A 24,037-nucleotide genomic window follows, 5' to 3' on the forward strand; every position below is an offset into this window, starting at 1 on the left:
CTCTGGTTCTTACCACCAAATGATTGTTACAAAAGCAAGAATCATTGTAAAAGCGATAAATGCTGCAGAGTACATGAAGAATTGTGCCATTCCATGACCTTTTTCGCTCCAGTGCATAAAGTAATACAATTGTAGCGCTACTTGTACAGCTGCAAATAATAAAATAAGTGGTGCAACTAAGTAAGCAGACATTCCTGCTTGAACTGCAGCAAATGCGATGAATGTTAAGAAGATCATAATCGCAAATACTGTTACTTGATTACGCATACCTTGGTTTGCGCGTTTACGAGCATATTCATACTCGTGTTTACTTCTTGTACGTGCTTCAACGTCATGTGACATTAGCCCAACACTCCCATCAAGTAAACTACAGTGAAGATGAATACCCAAACTACGTCGATAAAGTGCCAATATAATGAAGCTAAGTAGTACTTAGGCGCATTATAAAGGTTTAAACCACGTTTAGAGTTACGTAGCATTAGAAGGATAAACCAAGCTAAACCTAGAATTACGTGCAATCCGTGAGTACCTACTAAAGTGTAGAATGAAGAACCGAATGCACTTTGAGTAAATGTAAAACCAAGATGTACATAGTGATAGAACTCATAAATTTCAAGACCTAGGAATCCTAAACCTAATAAAACAGTTACGATTAACCAAGCTTGCATTGCCTTGAAATTATAGTTTTTCATATGATACATAGCGTAAACACTTGTTAATGAAGAAGTTAATAGTAACATCGTCATAATAAAAGCAAGTGGTAACTCAAAAAGACTTTGAGTTGAGAATTCCATTCCAGCTGGTCCTTTATTTTTTAGCGCTAAGAAAGTCGCAAATAAAGTCGCAAATAAAACTGTTTCACCGCCAAGGAAAATCCAAAAACCTAATGTTTTGTTTTTCCCTTCAAGTGTAGAGTTCTCTGGATGTGCTGGCCAAGATTGTGGGGTAAATTTCTTATTTAAATCCATTAGTGTTTACCCCCTTTTTCATTCATTAATTCCTCTTTATGAATATGATAACCTAAATCATCTTTAAGAGAACGAGTAATCATTGAAGCGAATGTAATCGCTAAACCAATAATTAATACTGGAATTGACCAAGTTTTATCTGCATCTTGGTGATAAAGTGCACCAAATGCTGCAACGAATAAACCAAGTGAAATCATGAATGGAATGAATGAGTTGTTTGGCATATGGATATCTGAAATAGGCTCAGCATATGTCATACCCTCTTTGTTTCCTTCCATTTTTTCAATCCAAAAAGTATCTAATCCACGAACAAGTGGAGTTTGTTTAAAGTTATAATATGGTACTGGTTGTGGAATAGCCCACTCAAGAGTACGTCCATCTTTCCATGGATCGCGTCCTGCTGGTTCGTTTTTAATAGCAGTGATAATTACGTTTACTACTAGTAAAATAACACCGATTGCCATTAAGAAAGCACCAACCGTACTAATTAAGTTGAATTGGTCCCAACCTTGTCCGCCCATGAATGTGAACACACGGCGTGGCATACCCATTAAGCCTAAGAAATGTTGAACAAAGAATGTACAGTGGAACCCAACAAAGAAGAATACGAATGTAATCTTACCAAGAGTTTCATTTAACATTTGATTGAACATTAAAGGCCAGTAATAATGTGCTGAAGCAAATAATGCTAATACGATACCACCAACGATAACGTAATGGAAGTGAGCTACGATGAAATAAGAATCATGTAGTTGGTAATCAAGAGGTGCAGATGCTTGCATTACCCCTGTTACCCCACCAGCTACGAATGATGGGATGAAACCTAATGCATAAAGCATTGGTGTCGTAACTTTAATGTTACCGCCCCAAATTGTTAATAACCAGTTGAATACTTTCATACCCGTTGGTACAGCAATCGCCATTGTCGCTACTGCGAAGATTGCGTTTGCAGTTGGTCCAAGACCTACAGTAAACATATGGTGAGCCCATACCATGAAGCCTAAGAAACCGATTAAGATAGTCGCGAATACCATTGAAGAGTAACCGAATAAGCGTTTTCTTGCGAATGTCGCGAAAATCTCAGAGAATAAACCGAATGCAGGAAGTACTAAGATATATACTTCAGGGTGACCAAAGATCCAGAATAAGTGCTCCCAGATAACTGTATTACCACCATTAATATGATCAAAGAAGTTAGCATCGAACATACGGTCGAAAATCATAAAGAATAATCCCACTGTAAGTGGAGGGAATGCGAATAAAATTAAAGCAGACGCTACAAATGTAGTCCATGTGAATAATGGCATACGCATATATGTCATACCTGGTGCACGCATGTTAATAATCGTTACAAGGAAGTTAATCCCCGCGATTAGTGTACCCGCACCTGAGATTTGTAAACCTAAAGCATAAAAATCAATACCATGACCTGGTGATGCTAGAGATAATGATGCATAAGAAGTCCAACCTGCATCAGGAGCTCCACCTAAGAACCATGAAAGGTTCAAGAAAATACCACCAAATAAGAATAACCAAAAACCTAAAGAGTTTAGGAATGGGAAAGCAACATCACGTGCACCAATTTGTAATGGTACAGCGGCGTTCATAAATGCAAATAACAATGGCATTGCAGCTAAGAATATCATTGTTGTACCATGCATTGTAATAATTTCATTGAAAAGACCCGCACTCACAAAATCGTTATCTGGTTTTGCAAGTTGGATACGAATAAGCATTGCTTCTATACCACCGACTACGAAGAAGAACGTACCGGCAATAAGGTAAAGAATGGCGATTTTTTTATGGTCTACTGTTGTTAAGTAGTCCCAGATAGTTGCGCCAAAGCCCTTTTTCTTTGCTGTTGAGCTCACAACTTTAACCTCCCTCAATATGATTTAAATCAAATTATTTTTCTACAGATAGACCCATTAAGTATGCGGCTAAAGCATCAAGCTCTTCATCTGTGAATTCTTTACCATTATTTAAAGCTTTTTCTTCTGGCATTATGTTCCCTGGTTTAAGCTCTTGTGAGTTTTTAATCCAGTCTTTAATACCATCTTCTGAGTGTTCAAGGAAACCAGCAACACGGTTACGATCTCCAAATGCAGCTAAGTTAGGTGCAACTCCGCCTCCAGTACCTTCACCAGAAACTGCGTGACATGAAATACAACTATTAGCGAATACTTGTTCACCTAAATCAGTTGATTTTTTATCAGCTGTTTTCCCTTTAGTAGCTTGCATGTTATCAACCCAATTGTCGAAGTTATCTTGGCTTAATGTCTTAACTTTGAAATCCATTAAAGCATGTGAAGGACCACAAAGTTCAGCACATTTACCATAAAATACTCCGTCTTTCAAACCGTCTGATTCTTTATCAAATGTCAAATAGAACTTGTTGATATTATCAACGTTCGTATCCATTTTACCACCGATAGCTGGAATCCAGAATGAGTGTTTTACGTCAGCAGCTTTTAAATTAAAGTAAACTTTCTGACCTGTCGGTACTACTAATTCTTGAGAAGTTACGATACCTTGTTCAGGGTATTCGAATTCCCACCAATATAATTTAGCAGTTACGTTTACAGTAACCGCTTTCGCGTTACCATCAGCGTCTTTCGCTTCCATCGCTTTAGTATCAGCGAATTTGTAAGTTAAACTTACAGTTGGTACAGCTAAGATTAATAATAAAACGATTGGAATTGCTGTCCAAATAATTTCTAGTGTATGGCTACCTTCAACTTGTTTTGGAATTGTATTTTCCCCAACTTTTTTACGTCGGAACTTAACAATAGCAAGCACGTAGATGATAACCACTACGATAATAACAAACGTCATAATTGCAGTTGATAATAGCAGTAGATTGTATTGATCTTTACCAACTTGACCCGCTGGAGTTAAAGTTGATAAATACTCTTCGCCACAACCTGAAAGGAAAATCGTTAGTGCTGCTAGCAATCCGAATAGACGCCATTTTTTAAGCCCTTTCATCATAGCTTAATTAAACCCCTCTTTCTTTGTTGTATTTACATGTGTAACTAGGACTGTGGTTCATTCTATATGAATTCCTTTAAAGAAAGAATCCCAAAGTTAGGCAAAGACAGAGAAAATGATCATTGAAACAAATAAAATGGTCATATAATTTAATGAATAAATAAACATCTTATTCGCCCATTTTATATCATCTGTCGCTTTAAAACCCGTTAAAGCAAGTGCGAACCAACCAAGGTTCAATACTGTTGCGAGAATAATAAATCCTATTCCGAGCTTCATAAGCAGAAATGGTAATGGGAATAACAATAATACCCATACTAACATTGAACGTTTAGTTCTTGCAAAGCCTTTAACAACTGGAAGCATTGGAATATTGGCTGCTCTGTATTCTTCAGTACGTTTCATAGCAAGTGCATAAAAATGCGGTGGTTGCCATACAAACATTATCAAAAATAGTGCCAATGCTCCAAAACCAAGTGACGGTTCAACAGCAGCCCAGCCGATTAGTGGTGGAATAGCTCCTGAAATACTTCCTACAACGGTATTACTTACATGCCTTCTCTTTGACCACATGGAGTACAAGACTACGTAACTTAGTATGCCTGCAAGTCCCCACACACCGGCAGCAAAAGATGCCATAAATAACAAAAATTCACCTACAATTAAAAGAGAGAGAGCGATTGTCAATACAAGGCTCGGTTTAAATCTACCTGTAACTGTCGGTCTTGACTTTGTCCGTTTCATTATTGGATCAATATCTTGATCAATATAATTATTCATCGCTCCAGATCCTGCAATAATGAATGCCGCACCTACTAAAGTAAAGAACATGATATTCAATTCTTGTAAAAAATGTTTATCCGTGAATTGAAAGGCCAACCAAAGTCCTGTAAAAGTAGTAACTAAATTGGAATTAACAATGCCAATTTTGATAAGTGCTAAAAAGTCTTTTACTAGAGAACTTGTTTCAGGTTCCGAGTTTCCATTAGCAGACAATATACGACCATTTGACATATTACCCCTCCTTTCGATTGGTAAGCATATTCCGTTAACCCTACTATAACGAAAAATAGCGTTGATTTCTAGACAGAAAGTGAAATTTCATGTCGAAGGGTAGATGTAACCGGTTTCTCTGACACAACATATCTATAGTAAATCATTTTCTTGTTTTAATTGTGAAGGTTCTTGTACGAAATTATGAACAATTTGTGAAATCATTTTCTCTTTAGAATGACAATACTCTATACAAGTTGTTTTTTGGTCCTATTTTCGCTATCATCAGAAAGGCAGGTACCACCTTTAAAAGGTGATTACTATATATAAAGTAGGTGGCAATTATGCAATATAGTAAATACATGAAATGGTTTGCTGTTGCTGCAACAATTGGAATGTTGCTCATTTTACTGGGCGGAGCACTCGTCACAAAAACTGATAGTGGTATGGGCTGTGGTAGAAACTGGCCTGATTGTAACGGTTCTCTAATACCAAAAGAAATTACTACAGAAGTGTTAATCGAATTTTCCCATCGTGTTGTAACTGGAGCTGTGTCATTTCTTATTTTGATTTTGACAGTTTGGGCTTGGAGAGTATTAGGACATATTCGTGAAGTGAAATTCTTATCTTTCATGGCATTATTCTTCTTAATTGCACAAGCATTAATCGGTGCTGCTCAAGTTTTATGGGGACAAGGCGATTTTATATTAGCACTTCATTTTGGTATATCACTTCTTTCATTTGCAGCAGTACTCTTACTCACATTAATTATTTTCGAAGTTGACCAAAAATTTGATGCGGACAAGGTCATTATTGGCAATACGTTAAAGAGACATACAATAGGTGTTACAATCTATTCTTATCTCGTAGTATATACAGGTGCCTTAGTACGTCATACAAATGCTAGTTTAATTTGTCCAGATTGGCCATTATGTAATAACAACAATATTGGATTACCTACTAATTTCTATGAGTGGGTTCAAATGGGGCATCGCTTTGCAGCTGGATTAATCTTTGTTTGGATTTTATTCATTGCTATTCATGCTATTAAACATTATAAAGAACAACGTGTCCTCTATTGGGGTTGGATCATTGCACTAATAATAGTTTCTCTTCAAGTGTTAGCGGGTATGGCTGTAGTACTTTCTCGCTTAAATATCTTATTAGCATTACTACATTCACTATTAATCACATTATTATTTGGTTTATTGTGCTATATGATTCTATTATTATCTAGAAGTCGACAAAATCAAAAAAGTAACTAAATATTTTAACTAAACAATATAAAACACGCCTTTGCAAATGCAAAGGCGTGTTTTTTCTAGTTATTCCATTTCGATTAGTAAATCACCCGTTGAAATTGCATCTCCAGCAGCTACATAAATTTCTTTTATCACGCCGTCCTTAGGTGCTTGAACAGTCGTTTCCATTTTCATAGCTTCTGTAATCAGCAAATGCTCACCGCGTTTTACAGGGCTACCTTTAGAAATAGCTACTTTCAATACTGTACCTGGCATTGTTGCGCCAATTTGATCTGGATTTGCAGGGTCTGCTTTCGCTTTACGATCTCCATCTACCTCAACTGTCATATCTTGAATAATAATTTCACGAGGTTGACCGTTTAATTCAAAGTAAAGGACACGTGTACCATCATATTGAGCTTCCCCAATGGATACTAGCTTAATGATAAGTGTTTTACCTTTTTCTATTTCAACTTCAATCTCTTCGCCAAGTCTTAAACCATATAAGAATGTTGGCGTATCTAATACTGATACATCTCCAAACATATCTACTGTCTTCATGTAATCTTCAAAGACTTTTGGATATAAAGCTGTCGCAAGTACTTCATGACTTGTAATCGGACGATTATATTTTTTAAATAATTCATCGCGAAGTTCTTTTAAATCTATTGGCTCTAATAATTCTCCCGGTCTTACAGTAATCGCTTCACGGTCTTTTAAAATTACTTTTTGTAATTCTTCTGGGAATCCACCATATGGCTGTCCTAAATAACCTTGGAAGAATTCAATTACTGAGTCTGGAAAATCAATTGTTTTACCACGTTCAATGACTGATTCTTCATCTAAATCATTTTGAACCATGAATAATGCCATATCACCTACTACTTTTGAAGAAGGTGTTACTTTAACAACATCTCCAAATAACAAGTTTACGCGGGAATACATACTTTTCACTTCTTCCCAACGGTCGCCAAGTCCGACACCTTTAGCTTGCTGTTGTAAGTTACTATATTGACCTCCCGGCATTTCATGAACGTATATTTCAGAATGTGGGCTATTCATGCCACTTTCAAAGTCGCTGTAATATTTTCGAATATCTTCCCAATAATAAGAAAGTTTTTCTAGTCCTTCAATGTCTGCTCTTACTTGGCGTTTGCTACCTTTCATCGCATAGTAAAGTGAATTAGCACTTGGTTGCGAAGTTAGACCTGCCATTGAGCCTAGCGCTGTATCAATAATATCAACACCAGCTTCAATTGCTTTAGCATATAAATAGATACCATTGCCACTTGTATCATGTGTATGCAAATGAATTGGTAAATCTGTCGATGCCTTTAATTCAGAAATTAACCGATAAGCTGCTTCTGGCTTTAATAAACCTGCCATATCTTTAATAGCTAAAATATGAGCTCCAGCAGCCTCTAATTCCTTCGCCATGTCTTTATAGTATTGCACTGTATATTTCGCTCTAGAGTCATCTAGAATGTCTCCTGTGTAGCAAATAGCAGCTTCTGCAATCTTACCCGACTGTCTTGTTGCATCAATGGCTATTTCCATACCTTTAATCCAGTTCAAACTGTCGAAAATACGGAATACATCAATTCCTGCATCTGCTGATTTTGAGATAAACTCTTTAATAATATTATCTGAATAGTTTTTATAACCTACTGCGTTCGCACCACGCAATAGCATTTGGAATAGCACATTTGGCATTTTCTCACGTAGTTTAATTAAACGATCCCATGGGTCCTCTTTTAAGAAACGATATGCAACGTCAAAGGTTGCACCTCCCCACATTTCTAGTGAGAAGAAATTATGCATAATTTGTGCTGTTTCATCTGCAATATTGAACATATCACGTGAGCGTACACGAGTCGCCAGCAATGATTGGTGAGCATCTCGCATAGTTGTATCTGTTAACAGTACATCATCTTGCTCTTTTATCCATTGTACAAGACCTTCTGGACCACGTTCATCTAAAATTTGTTTAGTGCCAGATGGAATTGATTGTACAATTTTAATATCTGGTTTATGGGGTTTCGAGAAAATTGGTTTCTGTTGATATTCAATACCAGGGAAGCCATTAACCGTAACATTGCCGATATAACTTAATAATTTTGTACCACGGTCTTTACGCGGTGAGAATAAAAATAGTTCTTGCGTTGTATCGATGAAACTTGTATCAAACTTACCATCTATAAAATTCGGATGACGAACAACATTTTCTAAAAACGGAATATTCGTTTTAATACCACGAATACGGAATTCTTGTAGATTTCGATCCATCTTAGCTGCTGCTTCTTTAAATGTCATTCCCCAAGTTGAAACTTTAACAAGTAATGAGTCATAATATGGTGAAATAACTGCCCCTTGGAAGCCATTTCCTGCATCTAAGCGTACTCCAAAACCTCCACTTGAACGATAAACCATCAATTTACCCGTGTCAGGCATGAAATTATTTAATGGATCTTCAGTCGTTACACGAGATTGAATAGCAAATCCAAAAAGTGGGATTTGTGATTGCTCAGGGATGCCAATTTCTTCACTATGTAAAGATAAACCCTCTGCAATTTTAATTTGTGCATGTACAATATCAATCCCTGTAACCATTTCTGTAATCGTATGCTCTACTTGGATACGAGGATTAACTTCGATGAAATAAAATTGATTACCCGCTACTAAAAATTCTACAGTCCCAGCATTTATATAGGACACATTTTTCATTAATTTTATTGCAGCTTGGCATATTTCTTCACGTAATTCAGGTGTAATTGAGTTTGAAGGTGCAATTTCAACAACCTTTTGATGACGACGTTGAATAGAACAATCACGCTCATATAAATGAACAATATTGCCTTCTTTGTCTCCTAAAATCTGTACTTCAATATGCTTTGGCTTGTCTACAAATTTCTCAACATACACTTCATCAGATCCAAATGCTGCTTTCGCTTCTGACTTGGCTCTATCATAAGCTTCTAATGCATCATCAGCAGAGTGTACAACGCGCATACCGCGTCCTCCACCACCAAGTGCAGCTTTTATCATTAATGGGAAGCCATACTCCTCACCAAACGCTAACACCTCATCAATAGATGCAACAGGTCCATCTGTTCCAGGAATCACTGGAATATTGGCTGCGACAGCTTGTTCACGAGCTTTTACTTTGTCACCAAACATATCTAAATGATTAGAAGTTGGACCGATGAAAATAACGCCCTCTTCTTCACAACGTTTTGCAAAATCTAAGTTTTCAGATAAAAATCCATAACCGGGGTGGATTGCGTCTACTCCTGCATCTTTTGCTATTGCTAAAATTCCTTCTATATCTAAGTATGCATCTATAGGTTTCTTACCATCACCAACAAGATATGCTTCATCAGCTTTGTAACGGTGATACGAGCCACTATCCTCTCTCGAATAGATTGCTACTGTTGTTATATTTAGTTCCGTACACGCTCGAAACACGCGAATCGCTATTTCACCACGGTTTGCCACTAGAATTTTTTTAATTGCCATTTCCCTTACCCCCTAGACTTTATTCCTTTCCCTTTTAACAAACATGGAGACGTTTATGAGAATCCCCATAGCTAAAGATAACAAAATTATCGAAGTTCCGCCATAACTAATAAAGGGCAGCGGTACACCAGTTAACGGTATAATCCCTGTTAATCCACCGACATTTATAAACGTTTGAAACCCTATCATACTAGCAATACCAGCTGCTATCATTCTTGCCATTGGATCCTTTGTTCGTAAGGCAATAAGCAATGCTCGAATTACAATAAAGCCTAAACCACCTAACACAATCGCGACCCCGAATGTGCCCAATTCTTCTGCAATAATCGCTAAAATAAAATCTGTTTGCGGTTCTGGTAAATAACCCATTTTTTGTACAGATTGACCTAAACCTAGCCCCTTAATGCCTCCAGCACCTATCGCTAAGTAACCATTAACCATTTGATAGCCAAAAACTTGTTCATCTTCAAAGGGATTAAAATAAGCTTGAATACGCCCCATACGTTTTTCAGTAAAAATACTATCTCTTATAAAGAAAATACCAATCGAAGCAATTGCCATACATCCTATTAAAACGCCTAAAATTTTATTGAAGGTTTTTAATTTGATCCCACTCGCCGCAATAACCGATACACCAATAAATAGAATGATCAGTAGCGTACCTAAATCCGGTTCAATAAAGACAAGGAAAGACGCGGCAAATAATACAAGAATAGGCGGTATGATAGATTCATTAATATTATCTATCTTTCCCTTTTCATATTTCTTTGCAAATACAGCTGAGAAATAAAGGATGATAATAATCTTTACAAATTCTGATGGTTGTAAATTAGCAAACCCAAGTTTTAGCCAACTTTTCGCTCCTGAATTACCAGGACTAAAACCAAAAAAGTAAACGGCTAATAACAAAGCGAACATGACACTTAACATAAATACTATCATCTTATTTTCTTTATAAATCTTGTAGGGAATAAACGCCCCTACAACAAATGCTACAGAACCAAGACATAGATTCGTAATTTGCTTTTTATAAAAATAATCTGCACTGTAACCTAGTTTACTTGCTGACCAGACCATACTGGCACTATAAATCATTACTAGCCCAAAAAGGCATAGTAATAAATATGTAAAAAACAGTGGATAATCGAAATTCCTTGCATATCTTTTTAAGTATGTTTTCATGCGAATACCTCTTTTACTCATCTTGTAGCAAAAAAACCCAAACAACAGCGTGTTTGAGTTTTTTACTTATTTCTCTGTAAATGCATCATGCAACACAGATAATTCTTTTTCCAGTGAATCAAGAATCTCTCTTCCCTTTTCACGTTCAAGCAAGCCTAACTTAACTGCAAAATCAATTTCGCGTGATAAGCCAAACATTTGTGTATCTAAAACCTCTTCGTATAGTGGGCATTGTGGCATTGTTAAATGCTCCATCTGCACTCTAATAAGCTTAGCAATTTTATCTGCGTCAGCAATAAGGAGTTCCAATGCCTTCTCCTGATATGAACTTTGCGATTTTGTATCCATGAGGACGCCCCCATTACCTGATATTTCTTCTATTCTATCTTAATAAAGTTTATCTTTTGCGCAGTAAAATTGCAAGTATATAACTAAGTAAACCGTGTAACCAATTTTATTTCTTTATTAACTACATAAATTAGCTGTATACTGAGATATGGAATGTACTATTCAAGGAGGAATTAACATGGAATCTATCATTCAAATTAAAGGTGCCGTGAATTTTGCTATCACATTAGATCCAACCGTTTGGATTTTTGATGATCGTAAATTAGATCTAGACACATATTTTACTGAAGAACGAGTAATTGTAAACGCTGACGAAGAATACATGGAAAAAGCAGGTAAGCACTGGTCACGTGAAATTATGGAGGGCGCCACATTTCCACCAACTTTAAAATCCGAACGGAAATTCGAGAAAAAACACATGATGACCGGCACATTTGGTATCATATTAAAACCTTTCCTTAACAATGCAGAAATTAAAGATGGTGCAACTTCAGTTATTCTAGAATGCCGAGATGGCTCTGAATATAACTTCTCCATAGAAGATGCTGAGTCCCTTATCTTAAAATATAGCCAAGACGGTAAAATGCTAACTGATAACGGTCCTGTTTATGTAATCAACGGTGACGGTTCAAATGTAGAGAACCCAATTAAAGGTCTTGTAGCGATTCGAGTAGAATAGGAGGGACTTAAACGATGCGAGTTAAGTGTGTCATTTGCGATTCTATTAATGAATTACCCGATTATTCACCAGAAGCAAAAAAATTGCGAAATCGTCCTATCCATACGTATATGTGTCCTATATGTCATGATCGGATTTCAGAAAGAACAAATGCCCGTATAGCAACTGGTCGATTTATCTTTAGAAAAAAACACTCGCTTGTCGAAGATGAATTCTAGTTATTCTATGTAATGTTGGTTAAATAAAATATAAAAAGAGCAATTGAGATTCAGCTATTAGCTTGTCCTCAATTGCTCTTTTTTATGTGATTTACTAGACCATTATTGTACTGTTTGTGCTTTTTTATCTCTATGCAAACCAATTTTATACATGATTAGCACAAGTGCGATAATCAATAATCCTTCTACTACAGGTAAATAAGTTGCAAAGAATGTCAAAAAGATACAGCCAACAAACAAGAAGAAATAAATAACGATATTTTGCCAAAACTTAAGTTTTTTCGCAAACCCTAGATTGTAAACAACAATCGATAATGCAAAAATAACCACTAACAAAATATTACTAGCAACACTAAAATCAGATGCAGTTTGATAAACATACTTGGCTACCGGATACATTTTATCAAATACAAATGCATCTTTATTTGATACATCAGGTGCGGCAAGTTGAATAAAATTCAGTTCACTTAAAAAACCGGATTTAATATCCAAGACTTTCCTTCCTTTCGTTTAGCGAATGATTACTCAGCGCTACGTGATTTCTTAGCTGCTTTTTCGCGTTCGTTTTTATTTAGAATTTGTTTACGAAGGCGAATAGATTCTGGTGTTACTTCACAGTACTCATCATCAGCCAAGTATTCTAATGCTTCTTCAAGAGTTAAAATACGAGGTTTTTTAATAACATTCGTTTGGTCTTTGTTAGCTGAACGGATGTTTGTTTTTTGCTTCATTTTGATGATATTAACAGTAATGTCTGCATCACGTGTATTTTCACCAACAATCATACCTTCATAAATATCAGTACCTGGTTCAACAAATAGTGTACCACGGTCTTCAATTTGCATCATACCATAAGTAGTTGATTTACCTGTTTCCATAGAAACAAGTACGCCTTGACGACGTCCACCAATTTTACCAGATAGTAATGGTTGATAGCTATCGAATGTGTGGTTGATAATACCGAAACCTTTTGTTAAAGACATAAATTCAGTTGTGTAACCAATTAATCCACGAGCAGGTACCATGAAGATTAAACGAACTTGGCCACTACCATTGTTCACCATATCTAACATTTCACCTTTACGTAAACCTAATGATTCAATAATTGAACCTACAGCATCTTCAGGTACATCAATTTGTACACGTTCAAATGGTTCACATTTTACACCATCGATTTCTTTAATGATAACTTTTGGTTTAGATACTTGTAATTCATAACCTTCACGACGCATGTTTTCGATCAGAATCGATAGGTGAAGTTCACCACGACCTGAAACAGTCCAAGCATCTGGAGAATTAGTATCTTCTACACGTAAACTTACATCTGTTTGTAATTGAGCGCGTAAACGTTCTTCAATTTTACGTGATGTTACCCATTTACCTTCGCGACCTGCAAAAGGTGAGTTATTTACTAAGAAAGTCATTTGTAATGTTGGTTCATCGATACGTAATGGTGTTAAAGCTTCTTGGTGTTCAGTTGGACAAACAGTTTCACCTACGTTAATGTCTTCCATACCTGAAACAGCAATTAAATCACCTGAGTATGCTTCTTCAACTTCTTCACGTTTTAATCCGAAGAAACCAAAGATTTTAGTTACACGGAAATTTTTCACAGTGCCATCAAGTTTCATAAGTGCAACTTGTTGTCCAACATGGATTTTACCGCGGAATACACGACCGATACCGATACGGCCAACATAGTCATTATAATCAAGTAATGCTACTTGGAATTGTAAAGGTTCATCACGAGTATCAGCTGGTGCTGGGATGTGACTAATAATTTCCTCAAATAAGCATTTCATATTATCTTCTTGTTTAGCTGGGTCTGAATCAAGTGATGCAGTACCATTTACACCAGAAGCAAATACGACTGGGAATTCTAATTGATCTTCATCAGCACCTAATTCGATTAATAAATCGATTACTTCATCCACTACTTCTGTAGGACGTGCTGAATCTTTATCGACTTTGTTTACTACTACGATTGGTGTTAATTTTTGTTCTAATGCTTTTTTCAACACAAAACGAGTTTGAGGCATACAACCTTCATATGCATCTACAACTAAAAGTACACCGTCAACCATTTTCAGGATACGTTCAACTTCTCCACCGAAATCGGCATGTCCTGGTGTATCTAGAATATTGATACGAGTACCTTCGTAGTTTACTGCTGTATTCTTCGCTAAAATTGTAATACCACGTTCACGTTCGATGTCGTTCGAGTCCATTGCTCTTTCTGCGACATTTTCGTTTGAACGAAAAGTACCAGATTGTTGTAATAATTGGTCAACCAATGTCGTTTTACCATGGTCAACGTGAGCTATAATTGCAATATTTCTAATGTCTTGACGTAAATTTGTCATTATTCCACTCCACATTCTATTTTCGAGTCCATAACTGTGTTATTATAACACAAGAGATGTTTTTTGTCTTTTCTTAACAACTAGTATTTCAAATTTTTTTATTATTTCACAGTATAATTATTAGTTCGACATTAAGTTATAATCACTTATAAGTCAAACAAATTCATCAACTGGAGGATTTAAAATGAAAAATGCTAAAGTCGTTATGGCTTTTTTTGCGTTAGCAGCAGTGCTAGCTATGTGTTCAATAGGAATTGCAGTTGCCTTTAAAAGCGTAATTGGTATCTTTGGTGCCATTTTATTAGTTTGTGCTATTATGGGCTATGGCTTCAAAACTAAACGTCAATTTCGCGATAAAGGTTTACTGTAACTCTTCTCAAATAAAAAGAATGAACTGGCAATTTGCGAGTTCATTCTTTTTATTTATATCTATATTCTATTTCAAATGAACGTATTGTTCAATGATTGTCTTATGAATTTTAGGATTTGCAATAATAAATGTATCTTGTTCTTCCAAATTAATCGCTTCATTTCCTAAGTTTGACACAATCGCACCGACTTCATTAGCAATCACTGCACCACCAGCAATATCCCAAGGTGATAATCGCATGGACATATAAGCATCCATCCGTCCACATACTACTGAAGCAATCTCTAAAGTGGCAGAGCCGTAAGATCTTGTCCCTCTAACATGATGAACAAGGTCAATAATCTTATTGTGGTCAATGTAGCGATTTGGTGTAACCCAAGTAGCGTTTATTCCAATAATTGCTTCATGTAACGGTAACGATTGCAGTCGCTCTAACTGACGATCATTCATATATGCTCCTTGTCCTTCGACAGCATAATACAAATCATTGCGCATTACATCGTATATGTACCCAAGTTTTCCAATGCCATCAACATAAATGCCAATTGAAATCGCAAAATTACGATGTTGTCGTATGAAATTCATCGTCCCATCAATCGGATCAATTATCCATACGACACCATCCAATGATTCAAGGGGTTCCCCCATCCCTTCCTCACCGAGAATTTTAAATGCAGGATCATAAGCATGAATTTGTTCAATAAAAAATAATTCTGTTTCACGATCAATATTCGTTACAAGATCATTCGCATTAGCCTTTGTCTCGATTTCTAACTTTTCAGAAAGTGATTGACGAATTCGTTCGCCTGCTTCATGAATAATTTTAACTGTAAATTCATGTATTGCTGTAATTTCCACCATAGCCCCACCTTTCGAAGCAAAAAAAACATCATTTCTATAAGTACAAGTTAATGTTTTTTGCCTATCTCTATTATAGCAAAAAAACATCTGCTTCTCATTTGATTAGCAGATGTTCACCGGCGAATTTTGATTCTCTCTTTAGGCAAAAGCATGAAATGCCTCCAATTCCAAATGAAGTTCAGAAAGGCGAATTTTGCTTAATTCAATTTGTTTTACATCCTCATCTTGCAGAGCGTCAAATAATGTTGCTAGTTCATAATCCATTTCTAATTGCAGACCCTTCACATATTGCTTTTCATAATCAACTTTGCGAATAATGTGTACTACTTGTTTCATACTAACCAGCTCCTTTTTATTTTGTTTGTGCAAGCTAGGACTTAAAGTGTCTTACTACATTATATGCATGATGTGAAAAATGATAAGTCCTTCTAGAAGATTTTTTCCCAAATTTCTAATAAAATAAACATAAACTTTCAAAAGGAGTTAAATTATTTATGCCAAAAACAAAATGGACACAAAAGGATTTCGACGTTTTCTCCATCGATGGTTTAGAACCACGAATGGAAGCACTTATCAATACCGTAAGACCAAAATTCGAAGAATTAGGTACGGCATTTTCTACATATTTCTCCGCAAAAACTGCAGATGAATTTTACCCACATGTAGCAAAACATGCACGTCGTAAAGTAAACCCACCAAAAGATAGCTGGGTCGCATTTGCTCCTTACAAACGCGGCTATAAATCAATTCCTCACTTTCAGCTTGGCTTATTTGGTACTCATCTATTCATAATTCTTTGCGTTATTTATGAAGCACCAAGTAAAGTTGAAATTGCTGATCGTTTGCTAAAAAAACAGAATTCATTTAAAAAGCTTCCAAAAAACTTTTATGTTTCAGGTGATCATTTTTCACCAGAAGGCATTAATATTAAAGATGCTTTGAATGATGGTCAGCTAGTCGGTTTACTTGAACGTTTACGTGATGTAAAAAAAGGAGAATTTATAGTTGGTCTACAAATTCCAAAAGAGGATGCGGTCCAATTAACTGCAGAGGAATTTGAGAAATTAACTGAAGAAACATTCGATGCACTACTCCCTATTTATAATACTATGGTCAACAAAAAGTAAAAGAACAGGCATAAGCCTGTTCTTTTACTTTCTTTTTCTTGATTCACCTTTAATTTTTGAACCAGCTGGAGCATCTTTCATTTGCTTAATAATTGAATAGCTCACATAGTCACTAACTTCTTCAAATTCGCGGAAAATGGTTTTTTCTTCAGCCATCGCTGGCACGATTTCTTTGAATCGTCTATATTTCGACATTAGATCTTCGCGTTGAACACCTGTTTCATATGCTTTTTCTATTGCTTGGAAGAACGCAATTACATCTACAATCTCTTCTGTAGACCAGTCCGTTGAGAACGGATAAGAGTATTCCATAATCTTACCTACCTTTTGATTCAGGCTAATATAGCCTTTTTATTGTTCTCCCCATTTTAAGCGTATTTCCGTTGCCTGCGCAACCATTCGCTGTATAAGTTCCTCTACAGTCGGTTCATCTTGGATTAAACCTGTTATCTGTCCAGCCCAAGCAAACCCTTCATGTTCTTTACCTTCATATATATATTTTTTATTTGCTTGACCACTTATATAATTTTTTAAAGCTTCGTATGTTGGAGTTACTTTTTCAATATCAAGAATTTGATCCGTCCAACTATTTCTAATTGCTCGTGCTGGTGCGCCTATAGTTCGTTTAATTACAGTCGTGTCTGCTACCGTGCTATTAATCAAAGCGTTTTTATACACAACAGATGCATTGATACACTCTTTCGTTGCGATAAAACGTGTCCCCATCTCAATACCTTCTGCACCTAACGCAAGGGCTGCCATCCACCCACGTCCATCACCTATACCTCCTGAAGCAATCACAGGAATAGAAACAGCATCTACAACTTGAGGTACTAATACCATTGTCCCGATATCATCCCTACCTAGATGGCCACCACCTTCTTGTCCTACAACCATAACGGCATCTGCACCTAATTCTTCAGCTTTTTGAGCTTGTCTACGCGCAGCAACTAATACCAGCTTCTTAATATCTGTTCCCTCTAATTGCTTAAAAATCGGTGCAGGATTACCACCTGTCATTGATACAACTGGCACTTTCTCTTCAATTGCTACTGCTAACATATTCTCAAATGGTCGACCATGCTGGCCAATAGCGTAATTGACACCAAATGGACGATCTGTTAATTCACGTACTTTGTGAATCTCATTTCGTAATGCTTCAGGATCATCTAAACTCATCGCTGTAATTTGACCTAATCCTCCTGCATTTGATACAGCAGCGGCTAAATCTGCATAAGCTAAATAAGCAAGTCCACCTTGAATAATTGGATACTCTACACCTAATAATTCTGTCACTCTTGTTTTCCATTTCATTTGTTTTAACTCCCCCTTATTTTCCTATAATAAATTGGTTCGCCGAAAAATAGCAAAAACCTTTTTTCATTATTATTTCCCAAGAAATAATAACAGCATGTGAAAAATTCAAAAGGAATTTCCACATGCTGTTTTTAAAATATAAGCATTGCAAATAAGGGACAAATAAATGCACCAATAACAGCACTTAGTGTCATTGATACAGAGCCCATGGATAAGGTTTTTTCTCCGTATTCAGTAAGTTTGGAAACTCCGAATCCATGTGCCCCTCCTCCCATCGAGATTCCTCTGCTTACAGCGGTATCAATTTTACACACGCGGAAAATAAAAGGCCCCAGAATAGCGCCAGTAAACCCTGCTACCATAACAAATACCGCTGTCATTGCTGGAATACCACCTAAAGAGCCACTTACTTGCATTGCAACTGGCGTTGTAATCGATTTCGGCAGTAACGATCTCACCATTTCATCATCTAATCGTAATAACTTTGCCAAGGCAAAAACACTAATCAGTCCTGAAATCATAGCTACAACAACACCCGAAATAATTGAAAGTTTATATGTTTTAATCATATCCCGTTGCATATACAATGGATATGCTAAACTTACAACTGCAGGTCCAAGCATTGTATCAATCCATTTCCCACCAGTCATATAAGTTTCATACGAAATATTACTTAATGCTAGCATCAAAACGCCAATAATCGTTGTTGTTAAGATAGGCAGTAAAAATGGAGTCGAAAAACGAGCATATAATTTTGACATTAGATAAAAAATTAAAATAGTTATAAGAATAATGGCTACAGCTTTCATTTTACGCCCTCCTTCATTTCTTTAGATCCTACTCTTTCTTTCCCTTCTAAATATTTACATATTTTACCTGAAAAAATAATTGTGAAAATAGTACTAGCAATAACTGTGAGTAATAGCAAAATACCATTCAAGGATAATAATTCAGGATGCTTAATAACACCTACAGTTGCCGGTACAAAAAACAATGGTAAAATTGCTAACATGAAGCCTGCCCCATCTTCAATTAATGCCACTGGCATTATTTTACTAAGCAACAGAGCTAATAAAATGAGTAAACCAACAATACTACCTGGAAATTTGACACCTAATAAATTTACGATAGTCGTACCGACAAATGAAAAAATATATAGTACTACCATTTGTAAAATTATTCGCATCCATTTAATTGATTTTCGTTTTACAGTATTCATTTTCTCAGAGTATTTTTGTTTCAATTGTGTTGAATCCACTTGTGTTGTTGAGTAGTCTTTTACTTCTATTTTCTGTTCTGCAATTTCACTTATTTCAGATTCATTTACCTCTGGTTCTTTTATCCCAGACTCATTTTCAACTATTTCGCTTACTTCTGGCTCTTTTACTTCTAGCTTTTTAATAACTATCTTGTAATTGCTTGTTTTGTGTTTAACTAACTTGTAATTGCCTATTTTAGATTGCATTTCGAAACTCTCCTTTTAACACATACCTTGTTTATGAAGTAATACGAAATATTGTACGCCTATCTTTCCTAGATGTCTATGAATCTAACTGGAATAAAAAAGAAGCTATCCTTCATTAACTATGTAATGGTAGGTAGCTTCTTTCCTATTTTCATTTATTAATATTAATCGTCAAAATTTTCAGTTGCACGATTCTTTTTAAGCATTTTAGACAATAATTCATAAACAAGTGGTACGATGATTAACGTTAAAACAGTAGAACTGATTAAACCACCGATTACTGTTACGCCTAGGCCTTTTGAAATCAAGCCGCTTCCTTCTGCACCAATGGCAAGTGGAATTAAAGCACCAACTGTTGCTAGTGCAGTCATTAAAATTGGACGAAGACGTGTTGCACCGGCTTCTAATATCGCTTCACGCATTGTCATTCCTTCATGCTCCATATGAATAACACGGTCGATTAATACGATCGCATTTGTCACTACGATACCTATTAACATTAAAAGACCAATCATTGAAGATACACTGATTGTTTCGCCAGTTATCCATAGCGCTACTAAAGCACCAATTACGGTAAATGGTAGTGAGAACAGGATTGATAATGGTGCTAAACCTTCACCAAAAGTAACTACAAGGATGAAGTAAACAATCGCAATTGCTGCTACCATAGCTAAACCTAATTGAGTGAATGCTTCAGCCATATCTTCTGCTACACCGCCACTATTCACTTCAACATTGTTTGGTAAATCTAGTTTATCAATGTCTTTTTGTACAGCACTAGACGCTTTTGTAATGTCTTTAGAAGTGACTGTTGCTGTTACACTCGCAAAAAGTTTTCCTTTACTACGATTAATTTGAGATAAAGTTGTACCCTCTTTGACATCAACTACTTCTGAAAGTTTAACTTCCATACCAAGTGGTGATTTTATTTTTTGTTTCAATACATCATTAAAATCATCAGGTGATGCTGTTTCTTTATGAACAGAAACTTCTATTTTTTTGCCGTCCTTATCAATTGAAGTTAATACTTCTGATTGGACGTTTGGATTAATCGCCATAGCAATTTGTCCTGTAGTTAAACCAAGTTTTTTCACTTTATCTTGGTCGATTACTAATGTATGTTCATCATAAACTTCAGAAAGAGATGCTTTTACATCTTTTAAATCATCGCGTTTATTCATGATTTTTTCGATGTTTTTGACAACTGGTTTGATGTCTTCCATCGTATTACCATAAACTGAGTAATTTAACTCACTGCTTGAACCTGACATAGAGAAATCTTGGTTTTTCCAAGTTCCTGTTTGGTTAACTGCAACGACTTCTTCTACTAATTTAGTTTTTACATTACTAAAATCTTTTGTATCTGGATCATAGATAATGTACATTAAAGCACCATTCGAAGCACCTGGCATCATAGGATTAGCTCCACCTATTGATACTTGAACTGTTTGAACATCTTTTTTGTCCATTACCATCTTCTCTACTTCTTCAACGTCTTTAATAACGCTATCACGTGTTTCTCCTGGTTCTGGAGTATACGTTAAGTAGACCATTTTCTGTTCATCTTCTGGCATGAAACTAAATCCTACAAACGGAGCCAAGAATAGACTTGCTACTAAAATAACAATTGTACCAATTGAAGTTACTAGTTTATGGTCAAGTACCCAACTAAGTAATTTCTTATAGCTTTGTGATAACTTACCATGTTCTTCTTTTTTCGATTGTTTTTTACCATACAGCTCTTTTTTAAATAGAGAATGTGCTAAAACTGGTACAACAGTAATTGCGACAATTAACGATGCCCCTAGAGCAAATGCCATTGTTAATGCAAACGGCATAAACAATTCGCCAACCATTCCTCCTACTAATCCTAGAGGTAAGAATACAGCTACTGTAACTAGTGTTGAAGATAGAATTGGCTTGAACATTTCAATCGTTGCCTCACGAATTAAAGCACGACCATGTAATTTCTCACCTTCTAAATATATTCTTCTATAAATATTTTCAACTACTACAATAGAGTCATCAATTACACGACCAATCGCGACCGTCATAGCAGCAAGCGTCATCATATTTAATGTAATATCCATTTGTTTCAAAATTAATACAGAGATTAGTAGTGATAATGGAATTGATATAATCGATATGATTGTAGAACGAATATTACGTAAAAATAGCATGATAATAATAACGGCAAAAATAGCACCGAATAATGCTTTATCTAACATTGTTGATACAGACTTCTCAATAGGTTCACCTTGGTCCATCGTGATATCAATTTTCATGCCTTTATTATCTTTTTCAAATTGTTTTGAAGCTTCTTTTACGTCATTTACAACCTCAACCGTATTGGCTTCTTGCGATTTTACTATTTGAACCGCAATTGCCGATTCACCATTTGTACGAGAAACCGATTCTACGTCACCGATCAGTTCGATTTTAGCGAGTTTACCTAATTTCACAAACGGTTCAGCTAGAGGTTGTTGCTGAGTTAATCCAGCCCCTGCTTGAGGTTGAACAGGAATATCTAAGTTTTTCAGCTCTTTTAAAGTTGTTAATTTACCATCGACTACGACCGATTGCTCCGCATCCTTAAATTGGAACATGCCAAGAGGGACTTTAATATCCATTGCTTGAATGTATTGCTTAACCTTCGATTCATCTAGACCATATTGTGCTAATTTCTTTTGGTCATATGTTAATTGAACTTTTTCAACTTGTTGACCAGTTACTGATACTGAAGCAACACCGTCGATTGCTTCCATTTTAGGAACGAAGTAATCTTCTACTGTTTTTGTTAACTCTTCGATTGTTTCTTCTTTATCAGAAACACTTAACGCTACTACCGGGAAGGCATTAATATTAACTCGATCAATGGTTGGTACTTGTGCAGTTTCTGGAAGATCAATTTTTTCAATTGCTTCCTTTACATTGTCAACTGCTTCTTTCATATCCGCACCATATTTAAACTCAATTTGAAGACTTGAGGCGTTTTGATATGAATTTGAGTAAACAGATTTTACTGATTTTAAATTATTAACTGCCTTCTCAAAGGGAATTGAAATATCATCTGTTACTTGCTCTGGTGTAGCACCAGGATAAACTGTTGTTACTGTAACTATTGGAATTGAAATATCAGGAATTGATTCAAGCTTCATTTTCAAGCCTGCATAAACCCCCGCCACAGCTACGATAATTGTTAATAACCATACCGCTAGCTTGTTTTTTAGCATAAATTTAATTATAGAATGCACCTTTGCACCGCCTTTTTTGACTATTTGGTCACTATTCTATATAATAATGACTGATTAGTCAGTTGTCAAATGCTATGAATAGGGAGTGAGTTATTATATCTAAGCAACAATTAATTATTGAAAAGGCAGTAGAATTATTTGCGAAAAATAGTATAGCATCGACCTCTATTCAAGATATAACAGATGCATGCGGTATTTCTAAAGGAGCCTTTTATTTATCTTTCAAATCAAAAGATGAGTTATTCATTGCTATATTTGAACATTTTTTACGAGAAATTATTGGTCAATATAATGATTTATTGGAAAGTGACATACCTCCAAAAGAAAAGATTAAAAACTATTTTCTTTTCCATTTTCAACTATTTGAAGAAAAATTACCATTAATATCTATGTTTATGAAGGAACAAATGCATCCAATTAATGAACAAATTCTTCAAAGATTAAATTATTATAAAGATCTTAGTGATAAAACTACTCTAGCATTATTAACAGAAGTATATGGAAAGCGTATTGCTCCCTTTCAATATGACATTCTCATTTCTTTAAAAGGAATCATGCATGGATATTCAGAATTTATCCTTTTCCATAGACAACCATATGATTTCGTTCAATTAAGTTCTACTCTTATTGAAAAAGTAGATATTCTTGTAGAGCATTCAAAAAACACTTTCCTTACTGAACAATTATGGAACTCAAAACCACATTGTATGCAGGAGTATTCTGTGACTGCATTCGAAGTTCAAGAAGAAGTAAATCGTTGGCATGAAATTTATAAAGGACACCCTATCATTGAAGACACATTATCTTTAATAGAAGCTGAATTAAAACTTACAAATCCTCGTCCTGCTTTATTAAATGGAATGATGGCGAACCTTAAACAACATGATAACTTACAATGGCTAGCCTTATTACTAAAACAATATATAGTACACCTTTCATAAACACAAAAGAGATAGTCGTACCAATGCACGACTATCTCTTTTTATAATTTGTGAAAATCAAAATTAACACTTGTTCCAAACATTATACTCGACTTTAAAAAGATTTATGACTAGACGGTCATTATTAGAAACTATACTTTCATCTTCACTCTTAAATTCAAAGAACTTTCAATTTAAACATGTATGTTAGCTTATAATTAGCG

The 24,037-nt window shown here is 35.6% G+C and carries 23 protein-coding genes and 1 pseudogene; 7 read left to right on the forward strand and 17 right to left on the reverse strand.

Annotated features, from left to right (window positions below; genetic code table 11):
* Positions 1-9 precede the first annotated feature (9 nt).
* The 5 genes from MHH98_RS17355 to cyoE form a co-directional block, all read right to left on the reverse strand.
* Complete coding sequence (locus tag MHH98_RS17355; RefSeq protein WP_038183700.1) at positions 10-342, reverse strand: cytochrome C oxidase subunit IV family protein; 333 nt, start codon at positions 340-342, stop codon at positions 10-12.
* Positions 342-968: a cytochrome (ubi)quinol oxidase subunit III gene (locus tag MHH98_RS17360; protein WP_038183699.1), complete on the reverse strand. Its 627-nt coding sequence runs from the start codon at positions 966-968 to the stop codon at positions 342-344. The genes MHH98_RS17355 and MHH98_RS17360 overlap by 1 nt, the downstream gene beginning before the upstream one ends.
* Positions 968-2,839, reverse strand: coding sequence for a cytochrome c oxidase subunit I (ctaD, locus tag MHH98_RS17365; protein ID WP_038183696.1), 1,872 nt, complete (start codon positions 2,837-2,839; stop codon positions 968-970). Before ctaD ends, MHH98_RS17360 begins: the two co-directional genes overlap by 1 nt.
* Positions 2,840-2,873: 34 nt before the next feature.
* Positions 2,874-3,959, reverse strand: coding sequence for a cytochrome c oxidase subunit II (gene coxB, locus MHH98_RS17370; RefSeq protein WP_038183693.1), 1,086 nt, complete (start codon positions 3,957-3,959; stop codon positions 2,874-2,876).
* A gap of 96 nt (positions 3,960-4,055) precedes the next feature.
* The gene (gene cyoE, locus MHH98_RS17375; RefSeq protein ID WP_038183690.1) at positions 4,056-4,973 is read right to left on the reverse strand and encodes a heme o synthase; all 918 of its coding nucleotides are present in this window, start codon (positions 4,971-4,973) and stop codon (positions 4,056-4,058) included.
* Positions 4,974-5,296: 323 nt separating this feature from the next.
* Between cyoE and MHH98_RS17380 the strand changes: the two genes are divergently transcribed.
* The gene (locus tag MHH98_RS17380) at positions 5,297-6,217 is read left to right on the forward strand and encodes a COX15/CtaA family protein (protein ID WP_038183687.1); all 921 of its coding nucleotides are present in this window, start codon (positions 5,297-5,299) and stop codon (positions 6,215-6,217) included.
* Positions 6,218-6,277: 60 nt separating this feature from the next.
* Here MHH98_RS17380 and pyc read toward each other — a convergent pair whose 3' ends face one another.
* The 3 genes from pyc to MHH98_RS17395 form a co-directional block, all read right to left on the reverse strand.
* Positions 6,278-9,709, reverse strand: coding sequence for a pyruvate carboxylase (pyc, locus tag MHH98_RS17385; protein ID WP_076034040.1), 3,432 nt, complete (start codon positions 9,707-9,709; stop codon positions 6,278-6,280).
* Between the two features lie 12 nt (positions 9,710-9,721).
* On the reverse strand, positions 9,722-10,891 hold the full coding sequence (locus MHH98_RS17390) for an FtsW/RodA/SpoVE family cell cycle protein (RefSeq protein ID WP_038183681.1): 1,170 nt from the start codon (positions 10,889-10,891) through the stop codon (positions 9,722-9,724).
* Positions 10,892-10,957: 66 nt separating this feature from the next.
* The gene (locus tag MHH98_RS17395; RefSeq protein ID WP_038183678.1) at positions 10,958-11,239 is read right to left on the reverse strand and encodes a YlaN family protein; all 282 of its coding nucleotides are present in this window, start codon (positions 11,237-11,239) and stop codon (positions 10,958-10,960) included.
* A 178-nt stretch (positions 11,240-11,417) separates the two neighbouring features.
* On the opposite strand from MHH98_RS17395, the gene MHH98_RS17400 reads away from it, so the two are divergent.
* A complete protein-coding gene (locus MHH98_RS17400; RefSeq protein WP_038183675.1) occupies positions 11,418-11,918 on the forward strand; it encodes a hypothetical protein in 501 nt (166 codons plus the stop codon).
* Positions 11,919-11,932: 14 nt separating this feature from the next.
* On the forward strand, positions 11,933-12,136 hold the full coding sequence (locus MHH98_RS17405; RefSeq protein ID WP_038183673.1) for a YlaI family protein: 204 nt from the start codon (positions 11,933-11,935) through the stop codon (positions 12,134-12,136).
* A gap of 102 nt (positions 12,137-12,238) precedes the next feature.
* Here MHH98_RS17405 and MHH98_RS17410 read toward each other — a convergent pair whose 3' ends face one another.
* Both MHH98_RS17410 and typA read right to left on the reverse strand, forming a co-directional pair.
* A complete protein-coding gene (locus MHH98_RS17410) occupies positions 12,239-12,628 on the reverse strand; it encodes a YlaH-like family protein (protein ID WP_340713301.1) in 390 nt (129 codons plus the stop codon).
* A 29-nt stretch (positions 12,629-12,657) separates the two neighbouring features.
* Entirely contained in the window at positions 12,658-14,499 is a 1,842-nt protein-coding gene (typA, locus tag MHH98_RS17415) for a translational GTPase TypA (RefSeq protein WP_038183666.1), read from the reverse strand.
* 184 nt (positions 14,500-14,683) lie between these two features.
* Between typA and MHH98_RS17420 the strand changes: the two genes are divergently transcribed.
* A complete protein-coding gene (locus tag MHH98_RS17420) occupies positions 14,684-14,869 on the forward strand; it encodes a DUF5325 family protein (protein WP_038183663.1) in 186 nt (61 codons plus the stop codon).
* Between the two features lie 66 nt (positions 14,870-14,935).
* Here the strand turns inward: MHH98_RS17420 and MHH98_RS17425 are convergent, their stop codons facing one another.
* Positions 14,936-15,727: an inositol monophosphatase family protein gene (locus tag MHH98_RS17425; RefSeq protein ID WP_038183661.1), complete on the reverse strand. Its 792-nt coding sequence runs from the start codon at positions 15,725-15,727 to the stop codon at positions 14,936-14,938.
* Positions 15,728-15,868: 141 nt separating this feature from the next.
* Positions 15,869-16,066 (reverse strand): hypothetical protein, encoded by a 198-nt coding sequence (locus tag MHH98_RS17430; protein ID WP_038183657.1) that lies wholly within the window; start codon positions 16,064-16,066, stop codon positions 15,869-15,871.
* A 158-nt stretch (positions 16,067-16,224) separates the two neighbouring features.
* Between MHH98_RS17430 and MHH98_RS17435 the strand changes: the two genes are divergently transcribed.
* On the forward strand, positions 16,225-16,857 hold the full coding sequence (locus MHH98_RS17435; RefSeq protein ID WP_038183655.1) for a YktB family protein: 633 nt from the start codon (positions 16,225-16,227) through the stop codon (positions 16,855-16,857).
* A 24-nt stretch (positions 16,858-16,881) separates the two neighbouring features.
* Here MHH98_RS17435 and MHH98_RS17440 read toward each other — a convergent pair whose 3' ends face one another.
* The 5 genes from MHH98_RS17440 to MHH98_RS17460 all read right to left on the reverse strand — a co-directional run bounded on the left by MHH98_RS17440 (position 16,882) and on the right by MHH98_RS17460 (position 22,893).
* Positions 16,882-17,169 carry a UPF0223 family protein gene (locus tag MHH98_RS17440; RefSeq protein WP_038183652.1) on the reverse strand — a complete coding sequence of 96 codons (288 nt, stop codon included), beginning with the start codon at positions 17,167-17,169 and terminating at the stop codon, positions 16,882-16,884.
* A 39-nt stretch (positions 17,170-17,208) separates the two neighbouring features.
* Positions 17,209-18,171, reverse strand: coding sequence for an NAD(P)H-dependent flavin oxidoreductase (locus MHH98_RS17445; protein ID WP_340713302.1), 963 nt, complete (start codon positions 18,169-18,171; stop codon positions 17,209-17,211).
* Between the two features lie 134 nt (positions 18,172-18,305).
* On the reverse strand, positions 18,306-18,983 hold the full coding sequence (locus MHH98_RS17450) for an LrgB family protein (RefSeq protein ID WP_038183649.1): 678 nt from the start codon (positions 18,981-18,983) through the stop codon (positions 18,306-18,308).
* Positions 18,980-19,639 (reverse strand): CidA/LrgA family protein, encoded by a 660-nt coding sequence (locus tag MHH98_RS17455; protein WP_235175718.1) that lies wholly within the window; start codon positions 19,637-19,639, stop codon positions 18,980-18,982. The genes MHH98_RS17450 and MHH98_RS17455 overlap by 4 nt, the downstream gene beginning before the upstream one ends.
* A 164-nt stretch (positions 19,640-19,803) precedes the next feature.
* Positions 19,804-22,893 carry an efflux RND transporter permease subunit gene (locus MHH98_RS17460; RefSeq protein ID WP_038183646.1) on the reverse strand — a complete coding sequence of 1,030 codons (3,090 nt, stop codon included), beginning with the start codon at positions 22,891-22,893 and terminating at the stop codon, positions 19,804-19,806.
* A gap of 116 nt (positions 22,894-23,009) precedes the next feature.
* Here MHH98_RS17460 and MHH98_RS22155 point away from each other — a divergent pair.
* Together MHH98_RS22155 and MHH98_RS17465 are read left to right on the forward strand one after the other, a co-directional pair.
* A pseudogene (locus MHH98_RS22155) lies at positions 23,010-23,135 on the forward strand (TetR/AcrR family transcriptional regulator); the annotation flags it as partial.
* Positions 23,136-23,300: 165 nt separating this feature from the next.
* The gene (locus MHH98_RS17465) at positions 23,301-23,834 is read left to right on the forward strand and encodes a hypothetical protein (RefSeq protein ID WP_235175717.1); all 534 of its coding nucleotides are present in this window, start codon (positions 23,301-23,303) and stop codon (positions 23,832-23,834) included.
* Positions 23,835-24,037: the final 203 nt, after the last annotated feature.

The sequence above is a fragment of the Viridibacillus sp. FSL H8-0110 genome (assembly GCF_038003565.1).
GTDB lineage: Bacteria > Bacillota > Bacilli > Bacillales_A > Planococcaceae > Viridibacillus > Viridibacillus arenosi.